The sequence below is a fragment of the Desulfotomaculum defluvii genome (genome assembly GCF_054657375.1).
Map to the genome: position 1 here is coordinate 436,154 of NZ_BAAHYV010000007.1, position 16,549 is coordinate 452,702.

The 16,549-nt window shown below is 41.6% G+C and carries 14 protein-coding genes and 1 riboswitch; of the genes, 13 read left to right on the forward strand and 1 reads right to left on the reverse strand.

What is annotated here, in order from left to right; genetic code table 11:
* Positions 1 to 204: 204 nt before the first annotated feature.
* The 5 genes from ychF to ACYQ03_RS09190 all read left to right on the forward strand — a co-directional run bounded on the left by ychF (position 205) and on the right by ACYQ03_RS09190 (position 7,840).
* Complete coding sequence (gene ychF, locus ACYQ03_RS09170) at positions 205 to 1,305, forward strand: redox-regulated ATPase YchF (protein ID WP_459909392.1); 1,101 nt, start codon at positions 205 to 207, stop codon at positions 1,303 to 1,305.
* A gap of 246 nt (positions 1,306 to 1,551) precedes the next feature.
* Positions 1,552 to 2,811 (forward strand): BaiN/RdsA family NAD(P)/FAD-dependent oxidoreductase, encoded by a 1,260-nt coding sequence (locus ACYQ03_RS09175; RefSeq protein ID WP_459909394.1) that lies wholly within the window; start codon positions 1,552 to 1,554, stop codon positions 2,809 to 2,811.
* A gap of 123 nt (positions 2,812 to 2,934) precedes the next feature.
* Positions 2,935 to 3,044: riboswitch (SAM riboswitch) on the forward strand.
* A 78-nt stretch (positions 3,045 to 3,122) separates the two neighbouring features.
* Complete coding sequence (locus ACYQ03_RS09180; protein WP_459909395.1) at positions 3,123 to 3,773, forward strand: Vitamin B12 dependent methionine synthase activation subunit; 651 nt, start codon at positions 3,123 to 3,125, stop codon at positions 3,771 to 3,773.
* A 21-nt stretch (positions 3,774 to 3,794) separates the two neighbouring features.
* Positions 3,795 to 6,203 (forward strand): homocysteine S-methyltransferase family protein, encoded by a 2,409-nt coding sequence (locus tag ACYQ03_RS09185; RefSeq protein ID WP_459909396.1) that lies wholly within the window; start codon positions 3,795 to 3,797, stop codon positions 6,201 to 6,203.
* Positions 6,204 to 6,217: 14 nt separating this feature from the next.
* Positions 6,218 to 7,840: an ASKHA domain-containing protein gene (locus ACYQ03_RS09190; RefSeq protein WP_459909398.1), complete on the forward strand. Its 1,623-nt coding sequence runs from the start codon at positions 6,218 to 6,220 to the stop codon at positions 7,838 to 7,840.
* Between the two features lie 88 nt (positions 7,841 to 7,928).
* Here ACYQ03_RS09190 and ACYQ03_RS09195 read toward each other — a convergent pair whose 3' ends face one another.
* On the reverse strand, positions 7,929 to 9,590 hold the full coding sequence (locus ACYQ03_RS09195; RefSeq protein WP_459909400.1) for an L-lactate permease: 1,662 nt from the start codon (positions 9,588 to 9,590) through the stop codon (positions 7,929 to 7,931).
* A gap of 478 nt (positions 9,591 to 10,068) precedes the next feature.
* Between ACYQ03_RS09195 and ACYQ03_RS09200 the strand changes: the two genes are divergently transcribed.
* The 8 genes from ACYQ03_RS09200 to ACYQ03_RS09235 all read left to right on the forward strand — a co-directional run bounded on the left by ACYQ03_RS09200 (position 10,069) and on the right by ACYQ03_RS09235 (position 16,487).
* Positions 10,069 to 10,206: a hypothetical protein gene (locus tag ACYQ03_RS09200; RefSeq protein ID WP_459909402.1), complete on the forward strand. Its 138-nt coding sequence runs from the start codon at positions 10,069 to 10,071 to the stop codon at positions 10,204 to 10,206.
* Between the two features lie 140 nt (positions 10,207 to 10,346).
* Complete coding sequence (locus ACYQ03_RS09205) at positions 10,347 to 10,562, forward strand: hypothetical protein (RefSeq protein WP_459909404.1); 216 nt, start codon at positions 10,347 to 10,349, stop codon at positions 10,560 to 10,562.
* A 134-nt stretch (positions 10,563 to 10,696) separates the two neighbouring features.
* Entirely contained in the window at positions 10,697 to 11,086 is a 390-nt protein-coding gene (locus tag ACYQ03_RS09210; protein ID WP_459909405.1) for an ATP-binding protein, read from the forward strand.
* 76 nt (positions 11,087 to 11,162) lie between these two features.
* Complete coding sequence (locus tag ACYQ03_RS09215; protein WP_459909407.1) at positions 11,163 to 11,351, forward strand: ferredoxin; 189 nt, start codon at positions 11,163 to 11,165, stop codon at positions 11,349 to 11,351.
* 144 nt (positions 11,352 to 11,495) lie between these two features.
* Complete coding sequence (locus tag ACYQ03_RS09220; protein WP_459909408.1) at positions 11,496 to 12,647, forward strand: glycosyltransferase family 4 protein; 1,152 nt, start codon at positions 11,496 to 11,498, stop codon at positions 12,645 to 12,647.
* 31 nt (positions 12,648 to 12,678) lie between these two features.
* A complete protein-coding gene (locus ACYQ03_RS09225; RefSeq protein WP_459909409.1) occupies positions 12,679 to 14,907 on the forward strand; it encodes a hypothetical protein in 2,229 nt (742 codons plus the stop codon).
* 256 nt (positions 14,908 to 15,163) lie between these two features.
* A complete protein-coding gene (speD, locus tag ACYQ03_RS09230) occupies positions 15,164 to 15,547 on the forward strand; it encodes an adenosylmethionine decarboxylase (RefSeq protein WP_459909410.1) in 384 nt (127 codons plus the stop codon).
* 172 nt (positions 15,548 to 15,719) lie between these two features.
* Positions 15,720 to 16,487, forward strand: coding sequence for a polyprenyl synthetase family protein (locus ACYQ03_RS09235; RefSeq protein WP_459909412.1), 768 nt, complete (start codon positions 15,720 to 15,722; stop codon positions 16,485 to 16,487).
* Positions 16,488 to 16,549 lie beyond the last annotated feature (62 nt).

The window sequence follows — 16,549 nt, forward strand, 5'->3', positions numbered from 1 at the left end:
AAGGACGGGAAAGGATTAGCAGCTTTATGAAGTTTGTTCAATTGGTTGAAAACATTTAAATTAGGCCAATATATACCTAACTGGTTGTTTCTTACATTCATACTCGTATCACCCGCTTACAATCTAGATAAATATATACAATATAACGAATTGTAGTCAAGCCAGCTAAGATATGGTAAAATTCGTACAACAGAGGTGATGAATGTGTCAACTAATCTAACCACTGGTATTATTGGGCTGCCAATGGTGGGAAAAACCACAATATTTAATTTATTGACCAATTCTAATCAAGAGATATCAAACTTTTTAAGTGGTAAAACTGAAACCATTACAGCATCGGCAAAGGTACCAGACAAGAGAATTGATTTTTTAGTGAACATGTACAAACCACGAAAAACTACCTATGCACAAATTCAATTTAGCGAAGTACCAGGTTTGGTCCGGGGGGCCAGCGAAGGAAAGGGTGTCGGCAACCAATTCCTCAGTGCTATCCGTAATGCTGACCTATTGGTGCATGTGGTAAGGGCCTTTGAGAATTCTGACGTTCCCCATGTGGAAGATGATATTAATCCCATGCGGGATATAGAAACCATTGCCGTTGAAATCCTCTTGGCTGACATGGATCTAGTTGAAAAAAGAATTGAAAGAATCCAGTCTGGTAAAAAAATCACTAAGGAAAATGCCTTTGAACTAGAGGTTCTGAAGAAATGTCTACAAGCCTTGGAAGAGGAAAAACCTATCAGCCAATTGGGCCTAACCGATGAGGAAAAGGCTACTTTAAGAAACTACGCCTTCCTGACAGAGAAACCAATGATGCTGGTCATCAACATTGATGAAGATCAGTATCGAGAGGGAACTTATCCAGGTAAAGACAAGGTAGAAAAATACGCTGCAGAGAAGGGAATAGCTGTACTAGAAATTTGTGGACGTATAGAAATGGAAATCAGTCAATTACCGGCTGAAGATCGAGAACTTTTTATGGAAGACTTAGGTATCAGCGAACTGGGCATAGATCGTTTGGCCAGAGCTGTCTATGACTATCTGGGTTTAATCTCCTTCCTCACAGCTGGTGAAGATGAAGTTCGAGCTTGGACCATAAAGCGCAACACCGATGCCAAAAGGGCAGCAGGCAAGATTCACTCTGATATTGAACGGGGCTTTATCCGGGCAGAGGTTATTGCCTTCGAAGACCTGTCTGCCACTGGTTCAATGGCCAAAGCAAGGGATAAAGGTCTGCTGCGCTTAGAAGGCAAGGAATACCTTGTGCAGGATGGGGACATAATTAATTTTAGGTTTAACGTGTAATATTTAGTTTTATGTAAATGGGCAGCCCCTATAGGGTTGCTCTTTTAGTTTTTAGTATAAACCATGAGCCTTGGGCCATGGGCAATGGGCAATGGGCTTTTTTGGGTGTTTGCCGTAGGTTCTTTAGCTCAAGGCCCAAGGCACATGGCCCATGGCAGTTGTATATGCTGTTAGTATGCTTTTCCCCTAACTTGCGTTAAAATATAAACAATTAAGTATAAACATTGAAACTGGGAGTCGATTCCTTTGCAACAAAAATGGGATGTAGTGGTGACCGGGGGAGGGCCTGCTGGCATGATGGCCGCAGCCCGGGCAGCAGCGCTGGGGGCAAGGGTGCAGCTGGTGGAGAAAAACGAATCTCTGGGCAGAAAGATGCTGATAACAGGTGGAGGACGCTGCAACCTGACCAATAGTGCTGACATTGATGAAATGATTGCCAATATTCCTGGCAATGGCAAATTTGTCTACAGTGCTTTACATCAATTTTCTGGGAGTGATTTAAGGGATTTTTTACGTGCCCTTGGGATAAAGACTAAAATAGAAGAAAAAGGAAGAGTTTTTCCTGTTAGCAACAGGGCATCTGACGTAGTCCAAGCCCTAGTCAAATATCTGCAACAATCAGGCGTTAAAATAAGTTATGGTAACAAGGTAGATTCACTGTTGGTGGAGGATCAAATCTGCCAAGGTGTCAGAGTAAATGGGCAAGTAATACTGGCAAAGGCAGTGGTGGTAGCAACTGGCGGACTTTCCTATCCTGCCACCGGTAGCACTGGGGAGGGTTACAAGCTAGCTCGAGAGGTGGGACACCAGGTTACACCGTTGTTTCCCGCAGCTGTCTCCATTACCTGTAATGATCAGTGGATTCTCAACCGGGAGGTGCAGGGCATCTCACTAAAGGATACAACTATCACCCTTTACAATCAGAAGGGTAAAATATTGGCTTCGGAAGTTGGAGATTTGATTGTAACCCACTGGGGTCTTTCAGGTCCTGGTGCTCTGCGGGTAAGTCGGGTGGTGGCAAAGGAAGGTCAGAGGAATACCAATGCCCTAGTGCAAGGAAAAATTGATTTGTTTTCCGGATACTCTTTATCAGATTTGGAACTAAAACTACTTAAAAGCATGGGGGAAGCGGGTAAGCGTTCCGTAAAAAACATTTTATCCGAAATGATCCCAGAAAGATTGGCCAAGGTTTTACTGCAATTGGCTGATATTTCCTCAGAACGCCCGGCAAATCAGGTAAATGGCACTGAAATAAGCAACCTTGCTTCTATATGTAAGGGCCTGCCAATTCATATAACTGGCACCAGACCAATCCAAGAAGCCACCATAACTGCTGGAGGAATTAAGGTAAAGGAGATTAATCCGCGAACTATGGAATCTAAGCTGATCAAAGGGCTTTTCTTTGCCGGAGAAATTCTGGATGTGGATGCACAGACAGGTGGTTTTAATATGCAGGTGGCCTTTAGTACAGGCTATGTAGCCGGAGAAGCTGCGGCGAAAGTATAAGAAAAACTAAGCTGACGATACCCTAAAGGGCACTTAAAACCCAGCCGGACAAGTTTTTCTAAGATTCTCTTGACGAAGAAGTGTGGTTTGTTGTACATTACCAATAATAAAATATATTCTTTGCACTTATCAAGAGTGGTGGAGGGACTGGCCCTATGAAACCCGGCAACCGGCCATTGTATGGCGGCGGTGCCAACTCCTGCAGGAATTAATTAGTTCTTGAAAGATAAGGGTGCGATGGAATTTCTATTACCATTTACGCCCTTAGTGGGCGTTTTTTTAGCTTAAAAGAGACCTTGTTGGAGGATAATATGCTGCTACCTCAAATACCATTAAACATACCACCAAATAAAGTTCTTCAATATCTGGGTATAAAAAATGTAAGTAATCAAACACCACAACTGCTAAGGCAAATCAATGATATCATTCAAGAAGCTAAAATATTTATTACACCTACGGCGGTAATAAATCAAATACCCTTCTGTTTCGATAAGGGCAAGATTACCCTTGGGGATAGTCTTGAAATTAGAGATCCTGTTCTAAAAAAAGTTAGCGCTGTTAGCGTGGTGGCAGTAACAGTTGGGGAAGCTATTGAACAGGAAGCAACACTGTTGTTTCGTAGAGGAGAAACAACCCGGGGAGTTATTATGGATGCTGTAGGAACTGTTGCGGTAGAAGCGGTTGCCGAACAAGTAATTGGATTGGCTGCCAGTCAGATGCGGTTAAAGGGGCTATACCCCACGCCAAAGCTGGGTCCTGGTTATCGTGGTGTACCTATGGAGTATTTGCCAGACATGCTAGAATTGGCCGATGCCCTTCAGATAAAAATAACCTGCAATGACTTTTACCAGATGAACCCATCAAAATCCCTTTGTTTTGTTGTCGGTTGGGGTTCAAAGCCCTTTAAAATAAATAGTAAATGTGATTTATGCCAAAAAACTAACTGTTTGTATCGTAGCTAGGATGGAAGGAGAGAAAGGAAATTGTCTTTTAGAGAAAGAGTAAAAAAAGAAATTTTAATTATTGATGGCGCCATGGGGACCTTGTTGCAACAGAGGGGTCTACCAGGTGGATGGTGTCCTGAGGAATGGAATCTTAGCCACCCTGAAGCCATTAAAGAAATACATAAACTATATTTAGAAGCAGGGGCAGACATTATCACTACCAATACCTTTGGAGCCATTGGCTTAAAATTGGCAGACTATAACCTGGCAGATAAAGTAAAAGATATTAATCACCGGTCAGTGACCCTAGCCAAGGAAGTGGCCGGTCAATATGGAGCAATGGTAGCTGGCTCGGTGGGTCCACTGGGTAAGTTTTTACAACCCCTGGGAACCATGACCTTTGATCAAGCCTATGAGCAATTTTATGAACAATGTGTTGCTATGGTAGAAGCCGGTGTAGATTTAATTCTCTTCGAAACCTTTGGCGATATAGGTGAAATGCGTGCAGCCCTTATTGCTGCTGCCGATGCTGGTAATGTACCAGTGGTGGCCAGCTTTACCTTTGATGAAACTGGCCGCACCTTTACCGGAACGGATCCGGAAACTGCCGCCGTCGTGGCTGAAAGACTTGGTGTGGCTGCCATTGGGGTGAATTGTTCTGTGGGACCAAGTCAATTGGAAGATGTGGTAAAAAAACTTACAGAAAGCACCAATCTTCCTATATTAGTATCACCTAATGCCGGTATGCCGGAAATTATCGACGGTAATACGGTTTTTCGGGAGACTGCAGAGACTATGGCCCAATATGCCCAACGTTTTGTAACCTACGGTGCATCTATACTAGGTGGTTGCTGTGGGACAACACCTGACCATATAAAGGAGATCTCACGCCAAGTTAAGCATATGGAGCTTAAGACCCGTTATAAAAAATTTGGTTTAAGGGTAGCCAGCCGGGTTAAAACAGTGACAATTGATCCCCAAGGAATACCAGTAGCCATTGGCGAGCGTCTTAACCCCACAGGTAAAAAGGCTCTACAGGCCGAAATCCGCGAAGGAAAAACTGAAATAACTAGACGGGATGCTTTGTCTCAAGTACAGGCCGGGGCAGAAATTTTGGATGTTAATGTTGGTGTAGGTGGTGTAGATCAAACTTCGGCCATGGAGCGTGCCCTCCAGGCCATTCAGGTTTTAGTTGAAGCACCCCTTTGTATTGATAGCACTGATCCTAAAGTAATAGAACATGCCCTCAAACTATATCATGGTAAAGCTCTTATCAATTCTGTAAATGGTGAGGAAAATAGTATTGAAACAATTCTTCCCCTGGCCAAACGCTATGGGGCAGCCCTGATCGGCTTAACACTGGATGATCAAGGAATTCCACCGACGGCTCAAGGGAGATTAGAGGTGGCGCGAAAGCTGGTGGAAAGAATTGAAGCAGTGGGTATTCCCAGACAAGATTTAATGCTGGATTGTTTGGTCTTAACCGTCAGTGCCCAACCCGAAGGGGTGCCAGAAACCCTTGAAGCCATCAAACAGGTTAGAAAGGAACTAGGAGTTACTACAAGTTTGGGGGTTAGCAATGTTTCCTTTGGATTGCCTAACCGTGGCTTGATTAATACTGCTTTCTTTGCTATGGCCTTAAATGCTGGCCTAGATGCGGCTATTCTTAATCCCCAGGATCAGCGTATGATGGAGACTCTGAGGGCATCAGCTGTACTTATGGGCAGAGATGTACGGGCGGAAAAATACATTGCCATAGAACAACAGGCAGCCAATACTGGTCAAGTGGAAAAACCCCGCCAACAGTTGGCCACCACCCCCTTGGAAGTTTTACACCAGGCAGTGCTTTCGGGAGACAAAGATAATGTTGTTTCATATATTAATGAAGCTTTAGCAACAGGTCTATCACCCATGGAACTGCTGGATAAAGCTTTGGTCCCTGGTATTGAGGAAGTGGGACGAAGATATGGAGCAGGAATATACTTTTTGCCCCAACTTATGATGGCCGGCGAGACCATGACCAAAAGCTTTGAACGTTTACGCCCTGAATTGGCCAAGGGTCCGTCAAAGAAAGCAGGAACAGTGGTGCTAGCCACTGTAAAGGGAGATATTCACGATATCGGCAAAAACATTGTTTCGGTTATGCTGTCCAATCACGGATTTGAAGTTATAGATCTAGGTAAAAATGTGCCCAATGAGGAGATTATCCGGGTAGCCGTTGAACAAAGTGCTGATATTATTGGTTTAAGCGCCTTAATGACTACCACCATGGTACACATGCCAGAATTAATTAAGCTAGTGAAAGAACAAGGTCTAAACTGCAAAGTGATGGTGGGAGGTGCCGCGGTCACAGAACAATATGCTCAGGAAATCGGTGCCGATGGCTATGCAGTTGATGCGGTGGAAGCAGTGCAAGTGGCAAAAAGCTTGGTAAGTAAACTCAAATAAAGAGGGATCTGTCTTTGAGTAAAGTACAAATTATCTTTCAACCAATGGAAAAAGCCATAGAGGTTCTCCCGGGTACAACTATATTAGAAGCAGCTAGAATGTTAGACATTAATCTGGCTGCTCCCTGTGGGGGGACCGGTCAATGTGGCAAATGCCTGGTGCAGGTTTACCCCTATGTTAACGGGAAACAGTGGGTTTTAGCCTGTAAAACACCAATTTATCAAAACCTAACAGTAGAAGTACCACCCATGGGGGAATTGGTAATTTTGGAAGAAGGACATGCCAGGGAGATCCCCATGGATCCGGTTTTTATAATCAGGCAAAGTGGTGAGTTAGAACACCGTGCAGGAGTAGCTGTGGAAAATCCAGCTAGGGCAGACGTTCCTATACTAGGATTGGCCGTGGATTTAGGAACCACAACAATGGTTGGTTATCTTTATGATCTCCTCAGTGGTAAAAGGCTGGCTGTGGCATCAAGGAAAAATGGACAGTTTCTCTATGGAGCAGATGTCATAACTCGTCTGGCTTATGCCATAAGGGAAGAGGCAAACTATCAAAACCTTCGCTTAGCATTATTGGAAAGTCTAGATTTACTATTCTTAGAGTGCACCAAGCAAGCTAAAGTAGATCCTCAACAAGTACGGGAAATTGTAACTGTAGGTAATACACCTATGATACACATATTACTGCAGTTGCCATTACAGGGGTTGGCCACTGCCCCCTTTCAACCCTACGCAAAGGGGCCCTTTTATAAAACTGCAGCAGAATTGGGTATACGTACAGCCAATAAAGCAGTATGTTATTTCCCGCCCTTCATAGGAGGTTTTGTGGGCTCCGATGCCTTGGCTGCTTGTTTAGCGCAACATTTTTCTTTAACCAATGAAACTAAGCTGCTGGTGGATATTGGTACCAACGGAGAACTTTTATTACAAGCGGGGACCCAATTACTGGCTGCTTCTGCCCCTGCAGGCCCAGCCCTGGAAGGGGGTAATATTCACCAGGGTATGATGGCCGGTCCCGGAGCAATTGACGAGGTTTCTCTAGATTTTGATGTGCATACGAGAGTTATTGGAGGCGGCAAAGCAAAAGGAATTTGTGGCTCTGGGCTGGTGGACGCCCTAGCTGAAATGCTTCGCCTAGGTATCATTGACACTAACGGCCGATTGCTGGATGCCAGTGAACTATCCCCGGTAATATCCTTTAAAATAAAACAAAGGTTGAAAAAGGACTTAGCCCCAATCTTTAATCTGTCGGAAGCAATAAATATTACCCAGCAGGATATCCGGGAGGTGCAATTAGCAAAAGCAGCTGTGGCCGCAGCCATTGAGGTTATTTTAATAGAAGCAAAATTGACGGTGGAAGAAATCGATTACTTGCTGCTGGCCGGGGGCTTTGGTAATTACTTACAACCAGCAAATGCCCAAAGAATTGGTCTCTTAAACAAAATCTCCTCAGCTAAAGTACAGCAGGTTGGCAATGCCGCTGGAGTAGGAGCCATTCGCATATTACTTTCATACCAGGAACGAAAAAGAGCAGAAAATCTGCAAACAGCCTTTAAACATTTGGAATTGGCCAATGATGAAAGATATCAAAGGTTGTTCCTTAAGCAAATCGACTTTCCTTCTAAAGAATACTAAATGCGACAGCGGGGACGGTTCTCGCTGTCGCAAAATTAATAACCAAAAAATGCGACAGCGAGAACCGTCCCCGCTGTCGCATTTATACTTATTTGATTGGGAAGGGGTTGAATCCACTGTAGATCATGGCTGCTACCACAGTAGCTACAATGATGCCGTATATAAAGCAAGGTATAGCATTTCTACGGATAATCTTACCTTCAACACCGATGGTACCAACCGTAGCACAAACTGCAACTACGTTGTTAACACAAATCATGTTACCCACAGCACCACCGATAATCTGTAAACCTACGACTAATACTTCAGGCATGGCCAGAATCCGTGCGGTTTCAAACTGGAAGGAAGAGAACAGGACGTTTGAAACAGTGTTGGATCCAGAAATAAAGGCACCCAGTACACCAATAAAGGGTGCAAAGAAGGGGAAAGCATCTCCAGAAATTGCAGCAGCAGCCTGAGCCATGGCAGTCATCATGCTGGGCAGGTTACCAGCATTGGTACCAGAGTTCAGCATCAATTGAACTAGACCTACACCAGCAAACAAGGCGATGGCAGCACCAGTGATTTGCTTAAAGGTATCAGTCCACGCTTGCTTAACCTGTTGACCATTCATTCCATGAATTACTGCGGTAATCAGAGCCACCAGAATAAATGGGATGGTTCCGGGCAGGTAAGCCCACTGTAGAGAGTAATTTAAATTTTCAATGCCCATAACATTAGGGATTGTAAGTGTTTGAGCTGTTAATACTGCCTTTAAACCAAGGGCAGGAATACGAGTTAGAACTAGAATAATGGCAATTAAGGCATAGGGTGCCCAGGCTTTAGCCAGAGACATTTTCGCTTCGCCGGTATCCCCTTTGTCTTCCATAACAGATTTCCAATCATCTTCCCACTTGGACTTGTGTGGGAAATCCCAGGTTTCTTTAGGTACTAGGAAACCTGACTTTGCAGCAAGTAAAACGATGGGCAGACCGATAAAGGCACCTACCAGAGAAGGAAACTCAGGACCTAAGAATGCGGCCGTAATAATATAAGGAACAACAAAGGCTAAACCAGCAAAGATAGCAAAGGGTGCCGCAGCTAAGCCAGGCTTAATGGATTTTTCTTCACTGAAGAACTTGGTCATGAGGCAAAGACCCAGCAAAGGAATGAATACACCTACCACACCGTGGGGAATAGCAACCCATTTGGTCATAATTAATTTAAAGGCTTCTTGATCTGCACCAAATTGGCTTAAGTTACCGGCCAGGGTACTCATAGCTCCGAATACTGGAGTGCCAACTGCACCGAAAGATACAGGGGTACTGTTAAAGATAAGTGCAACCATTGCTGCAGCCAGTGGAGGAAAACCGAGACCCACCAGCAGTGGACCACAGATAGCAGCGGGAGTTCCGAATCCAGCAGCACCTTCAATGAAGGCACCAAACATCCAGCCAATAATAACAGCCTGGATACGACGGTCCTTGGTGATGCCGTTAAAACCATTGTTAATGGTGGTCATGGCACCCGAGATTTTCATGGTATTGAGAATTAAAATTGCACCAAAGATAATTATCAAAACATCAATTGCCTTTAGAAAACCAAATACAGAATAACCAATTACATGTAGAAAATCCATTTGCCATACAGTTAATGCAATACCCATACTCAGGACTAAAGATAAAGGTAAGGCTCTTTTGGCAGGCCAGTTAAAAGCTGCCATTAACACAATTGTTACTAAAATAGGCACAAAGGCCGCAAGTGCTAACATAATTTTAGAGGTCCTCCTTATAAGTTTAGTTATTTATGATTGCCTCTTTATTAAACAAATTTAAGGGTTAATCACCTCCCGTTTGAAATATTCAAAAACTTTAAAACTCACTTAAAACTCACTATTGAATAATTTAGAAGCCTTGTCACCACTTATGTTAGTATATCCAAGCCTGATTAATTAGAAATGCATGGTATAAAGTCATGATTATATAATGGTATGACCAATGATACAAGGATTATTGCAACAATAGAATTCGTTGTTATGTTTGGCCTGAATATCTAGTGGCATGACCACTGAAGAATAGTATTAGACATTTATCGTCAAAATCCTTCATAATATATAGAATCTTTTCAAGAGTTAAAACATTCACAAACGGCTGTCACGATGCTATATTCGTCTAATAATTAATTTGAAAAACCTTACAGGAGTGAAAAGTCCTAAATTGGATAACCTACTAGCAGGAGGTGTTACATTAATGGCTAAAGAGAAACGTACATCAAAGATTCAAGAAGAAATGGAACAAATGACTTCCAGTTGTGCAAGTGAAAGCTCAAGTTCCTGCAGCTCTGTTTCTGATAACATAGCTAAAATGTCCTCTGAATGCCAGAAGTAACACTTGTTTGCATATAGGAGAGATAAACTTTCCTATATGCATATTAATTTATTTTAGTCTTAGCAGATCAATACATTACATTAAATTTAACCTTTGTTATAATTGAACTTAATCAGTTATTTAACTAAGTAGGTGAAAATATGTCTGTTAAATTGTTTATTAGGACAAAGACGACCAAGGGATTTGATAGAGATATTGTTAAAGTTACCTGGGGTGCTGTAAACAATTTTGGAAGGGTTTTCTATTCTAATACTGAAGTAATGAGGCTGGAGGACTTCCTTAAATTTAAAGAGTTATTTTCAACCGTTGGACTAAATGAGGAAAAAAGATTGGATACTGAGCGGGACCATTATTAGGTGTGATGAAAATCACACCTTTTTTGGTTGATTCAGGATACAATACATACAGAAAAATTCTTGAAAAATTAACATGGAAGAACATTAATTTTTTCCGATTGGGCAAAATTTAAAAAATAGATAAGGAGAAGAATATGGCTATTAGAAAAATTGTTAAAATTGATGAAGAGTTATGTAATGGTTGTGGTCAATGTGTTTCTCCCTGTGCGGAGGGTGCCATTGAGCTCGTCGACGGTAAGGCAAAGGTATTAAAAGATGAATTGTGCGATGGAGCTGGTTTTTGTCTGGGAACCTGTCCCACAGGAGCATTATCTTTGGAGGAGCGTGAGGCTATGGATTTTGACCATAAGGCAGTTGAAGAAAATCTCAAAAATAAACAGGGATCAGGGCTGCCACCAGGGGTAGAAATAAAGTGTCACCGTTGCGGTAGTGAAGATCATGATAGGGCTTTACTACCTACCAGACTCAACGGTGAAAGTGTCTGGACCTGTACCCGTTGTTTGCCGGCATTAATTCATGGTTAACTTTATAGAAAACAGGGAATAATTACCGGTATTGGCAGGTAAAATATTATCGTCAAAAAAATGGAGGTGTAATCTGTTGAAGGCATCTGTTGACCAAGATCTTTGCATTAGCTGTGGTGCATGTATCGACACTTGTCCTGAGGTGTATGATTGGAATGACGAAGAAAAGGCCCATGCCATAGTCGATGAGATTCCCCAGGATCAAGAAGAATCGGCAAAAGAAGCAGCTGAAAGCTGCCCTACAGAGGCTATTAGAGTAAGCTAAATCACGAGACCGCCTAAATGGCGGTCTTTTACATGTTTTTATAATATTATGGGCAGGTGATTTTATCAGAGGCGGCGAATACAGGTTGAATGCATACAGAAGGTTTTATTTGGAAATGATATACAATTGCAGGGGTGGAAACCGTTGAACAAAATAAAAATTCTCCATGTGGTAAGGCCCGCAGCCGGTGGGATGAAAAATCACCTGATAAATTTAATTCGCTATACTGATAAAAATAAATTTTCTATTTCTGTGGCTTGTCCGCCGAGCACTGTATTGTGGGAAGAATTATACCATATGGGTGTCAACCTTATCCCCATTCCTTTAGAAGGTGAAATATCACCCTCAAAGGACTATGCTACTATTCATACTCTAGTTAAATATTTACACCAATCCCGCACAACAATATTACATACTCATAGCTCAAAGGCAGCACTTGTCGGTCGAATTGCTGGCATTATTGCCAGAACACCGGTGATTATTTTTACTGCTCATAACAGTATATTTTATGAAGAATGGCCTTGGTGGAAGAAAAAAATCTATGCCATGATTGAAAAAATTTTGGCACGTTTCACTGATAGGATTATTACCGTATCGGACGCGTTAAAAAAAGAATTGATGGAAAAAGAAGAAATATCATCTGGACGATTAACGACCATTTATAATGGGATTGAAATTGAAAAGTTCGACATAGATTACAATAACGAGGAAATTAGAAAAAACTTAAATATACCCGTTTCTGGTATGGTAATAGGAACCATCGCACGCTTGGCACCTCAAAAGGGTATTAGTTACTTACTAAAGGCAGCTTCCCACCTTAAAGAATATAATGTAACTTTATTAATAGTGGGAGATGGTCCCCTGAGGCAAGAATTAGAAAAGGAAGTCTTGTCCCTAGGGTTAGGTGACCGGGTGGTTTTTGCGGGAATGAGAGAAAATATTGCACAAGTTCTCGCTGCTTTGGATATTTTTGTGCTACCCTCTGTAACGGAAGGATTACCTTTAACTATATTGGAAGCAATGGCCGCAGCTAAACCGATTGTTGCTACCCGTGTGGGAGGTGTTCCTGAAGCAATTCTAGATGGGAGAAGTGGAATTGTAGTCCCTCCAAAGGATCCTGAAGCCTTGGCAGTGGCTTTGGCTGGGTTATTGGGAGAGAAGGACCGTTTAGTACCCATGGGTAAATGTGGACAGAAGCATGTAAATGAAAAATTTTCTATTACATTTATGGTAGAAAAGACCATGGATCTGTATAAACAACTCTTATTTGAAAAAAAGATTTTTGTTGATCGATAAATATTTTATGGGATTTTGTGGGGGGATAAAATTGATCAATTCTTTCTGGCATAAATTTTTTGCCAGTTTATTATTAATATGCTTTACTCTGGGACCTATAAATTTAGCTTCAGCTGAAGCTACCAAAGAATCTGTTGATAGAGTTATTCTTGTGGTTGTTGATAAACTGACTCTACAGGACTATGAAGAAGAAGGACTGACCAATCTTAAAGCCTTAGCTAAACAAGGAGCTCTTGGCTTATTAAACAACAATACAGGGGCAGGTATCTATTCAGACCATACATATCTAACAATAGGCGGCGGAGCTCACCTGATTGGTACCGGAGAAGCCCTTAATGGCTTTAATATAGAAGAAAAAATTTTAGATGTGAATGCAGGGACTGAATACTTGCGCCGTACAGGGTCAACTGCTTCGGAAGAATCTGTAGTTCAACTGGCAATTGGCAAATTAATAAGAACCAATGGAGATTTAAATTATCCTGCAATTCCAGGGGCATTAGGTCAGGCTATTAATGATGTAGGTAAAAAAACCGCCGTTGTCGGCAACAGTGATACAACCGGAATTCACCGTAGGCTAATTACCACTATATCCATGAATGAAGCGGGAGTTACAGATTTGGGGGCTGTGGATCAATCGATTTTATTGCAGCAACAAGGAAATATTGGCGCATATCGCACTGATTTTGACAAATTACTGGCTAAAATAGAGGAATACAGGGAAAAAGCATCTTTTATTGTTGTTGAAACCGGAGATATGACTCGCCTATATGAAGAAAAAGATTTGGCAACGGATCAAGCATATCAGAAGCAACGCCAAGAGGCAAAGGAGAGAATAGATCAGTTTATAGGAAATTTAGCTGGTCAAATGAATTTCAATAAGGAAGTATTACTTATTGTGACACCAACCCCGACCACAGAGGCGGTTAAGGATAATATGCGCCTGACTCCTATTATGGCACTGGGTCCGAAGTTTGAACCTGGAACCTTATTGACATCCGGCACCACCAAGCGGGATGGTATTATCATGAACACCGATATAGCTCCCACGGTATTAAAGTGTTTAGGAATTGAACCAAGGGCAGAAATGTCTGGGCGTTATTTTGTGAGTTCACAAGTACAAATTGAAGGCAGTAGTCTAGAATATTTGCTTGACCTTAATAGGCAATTAGTCAATACCTATCAGGCTAGAGCACCTTTACAATCTGCCTATGTGCTTGTACTACTATTGGTTCTGGCAATAAGTCTATATGCAATTTTCCTGAAGAAACATATATGTGAAATGATTAAACCATTGCTACTTTTGGTTATGTCTGTACCTTTGGTGGAGTTAATCTTGCCCCTTTTACCAAGTACGTCTGTGGCAATCATGGCCTTTCAATTGGTTGTACTAGCTTTGATAATTGCGGGATTAGCTATCTTGATAAACAGAAAAACGGGTTTAGATCCCTTCATATTTATATGCATTGCCACTGCTGGAACAATTTTAATTGATTTAGTCAATGCGGCTAACTTACAGAAACAATCCCTACTGGGCTATGATCCCATAGTTGGAGCAAGATTTTATGGTATTGGCAATGAATACATGGGAGTATTGATCGGTTCCTTAATTATAGGAACTACGGCGACCATTCAATATTGGGTGAAGCAGAGACGGACATTAATTGTAATAAGTGGACTGGTGTATCTATTTACCATTTATGTAATGGCAGCACCCCATATTGGTACCAATGTAGGGGGTACAATTGCTGCAACTACGGGACTTTTGGTTACTTTTCTTTTACTGTTGGGTGTACGATTCCGATTCCGAACGGTTATCTTGGTAGGAATTTTGGTGTTATTAGCTGTATCAGGATTTGTAGTCTACGACCTAAGCAGACCAGTGGATTTGCGTTCTCACATGGGAACCACAGCAGCCTTACTACTACAAAATCCCACCTATGCTCTGGAAATAATTGAGCGTAAATGGTCTATGAACATGAAGCTTTTGAGGTATACTGTATGGAGTAGGGTTTTACTTGCAAGCTTAGGTATATTAGCTTTACTTTTTTATCGCCCATATGGTGTGGTTAAAAAATTAAGGGTAAAATACCCTTATTTATTTAAGGGGTTTATTGGAGTAATTGTGGGAGCCCTAGTTGCCTTTGCCGCTAATGACTCAGGGGTAGTGGCTGCAGCCACTACCATGATTTTTGGTGCACCGCCGTTGGTATACTTGGTTTTATCTGAACAAAGGCAAAAGAATAAACATATGATTATGTAAGTCTAATATGTAAAGTAAGCGAGAGTAAAACCTATATACTGTGAAAGAATGTTTAGGTAAATGCAATAAACAAGTGAATTGTGGTACAAATTAATATATTTGACTATTATAGGCGAATATTGTGTAAGATTTTATTGACAAGGAAATTGTTTATGCTAAAATTGATTTTGGTTGGAATTGGCCAGCCCGATAATTTTGTCATTTGGGCTGGTTAATTCCAACATTTTAATTGAAGAAATGGAGGAGGATAACTATAATGAAACCATTGGGCCGCCATGTCTTGGCTGAAATCTATGGCTGTGATTTTGAAGTCCTCAACGATGTAAAAAGGGTTGAGGAGATTATGGTTAACGCAGCACTGGAATCGGGGGCTGAGGTCCGCGAGTATGTTTTCCATAAATTTAGCCCTCAGGGAGTTAGTGGGGTAGTAGTAATTAGTGAAAGCCACCTGGCTATTCATACCTGGCCTGAATTAGGCTACGCTGCGGTTGATGTCTTTACCTGCGGTGATTCAGTGAATCCCTGGGATGCATGCAACTTCTTAACCAGAGAATTTGGTGCAAAGGATATGGCTGCTCAGGAGACTAAGAGAGGAATCCTGCCTGGTATGGCGCCGCACTTGGTGGCCGTAAACTCATAGGAGGGATATTTATTAGTACCAAGAGTAGCACGACCTGACGAGCTTGGCTCATCATTTGATGAAGCGAAGCTCGTCAGTTTTTTATGCCTTTTTTCCAAATACTTAAAAGAGGAAATTCAGATTTGTTAACGAAATAATAATGAGTTAACCGCCAAAAAGGGGGCTTTCGTTGATGTCAGGCGATATTTTTGTAAGTATTCGGGAAGATATTCATACTATTCATAATAATATAAAGGGTCAATTACTTGTTAAAGCCGGTCATGTAGGAGATTATGCCCATTTGGAATTCTCCCCTATGGACAGTTTCATTCGTCCGGCGGTGGTACTTACCGTTGCAAGGTTATATAATTACAGATCACCCAAGGTACTTTCTCTTGGTGCAATAGTGCAGTTTATTTTTATGGCCTCTCAAATTCATAAGCAAATTCCGGATACAAACGTACAGTCCCATACAGTTGACCCTAAGGATGGGACTCAGTTTCCTGTATTAGTAGGGGATTATCTTTATGGAAAATTCTTTACAAACTTATGTGATGCGAAGTTACTTCAGTATCTTCGTCCATTAGCTGATATCATAGGGCACATCCATGAAGGTGGCATTCTAAGAAAAGTTAACCAAAATAGATTAAATAATCATTTAATTAATGAAGTAACACGTTTGGAAGTGGCTGAATTGCTGGCAGGAGCTGCAACTATTGCAGGAAATCTGGCAGGTGCATCGCAGGAAGATCAGATGTTATTAAATGAATATGGCCATAATTTAGGGATGTTATTTGGATTAAGTCAAAGGAATTCTTACGATAGACAAATTTTACTAACATATTATAATCAGGCGAAATCGGTACTGGAGAAATTACCAAATTACCCTGAAAAAATATTGTTAGAACAAATTCTTCAAACTCTATGGCAAAATGATCAGACAGTTCGTAAGGTTGTCTAATAAATGGTATCTAATAATTGTAATCCTTTGTACCAAGTATTATGACCTAAAAAGAGCATATT

Coding starts and splice junctions, on each gene's coding strand:
- ACYQ03_RS09180 (WP_459909395.1), top strand. CDS start 3,123: ATGCTGCTACCTCAAATACCATTAAACATACCACCAAATAAAGTTCTT.
- ACYQ03_RS09195 (WP_459909400.1), bottom strand. CDS start 9,590: ATGTTAGCACTTGCGGCCTTTGTGCCTATTTTAGTAACAATTGTGTTA.
- ACYQ03_RS09200 (WP_459909402.1), top strand. CDS start 10,069: ATGGCTAAAGAGAAACGTACATCAAAGATTCAAGAAGAAATGGAACAA.
- ACYQ03_RS09205 (WP_459909404.1), top strand. CDS start 10,347: ATGTCTGTTAAATTGTTTATTAGGACAAAGACGACCAAGGGATTTGAT.
- ACYQ03_RS09210 (WP_459909405.1), top strand. CDS start 10,697: ATGGCTATTAGAAAAATTGTTAAAATTGATGAAGAGTTATGTAATGGT.
- speD (WP_459909410.1), top strand. CDS start 15,164: ATGAAACCATTGGGCCGCCATGTCTTGGCTGAAATCTATGGCTGTGAT.
- ACYQ03_RS09235 (WP_459909412.1), top strand. CDS start 15,720: ATGTCAGGCGATATTTTTGTAAGTATTCGGGAAGATATTCATACTATT.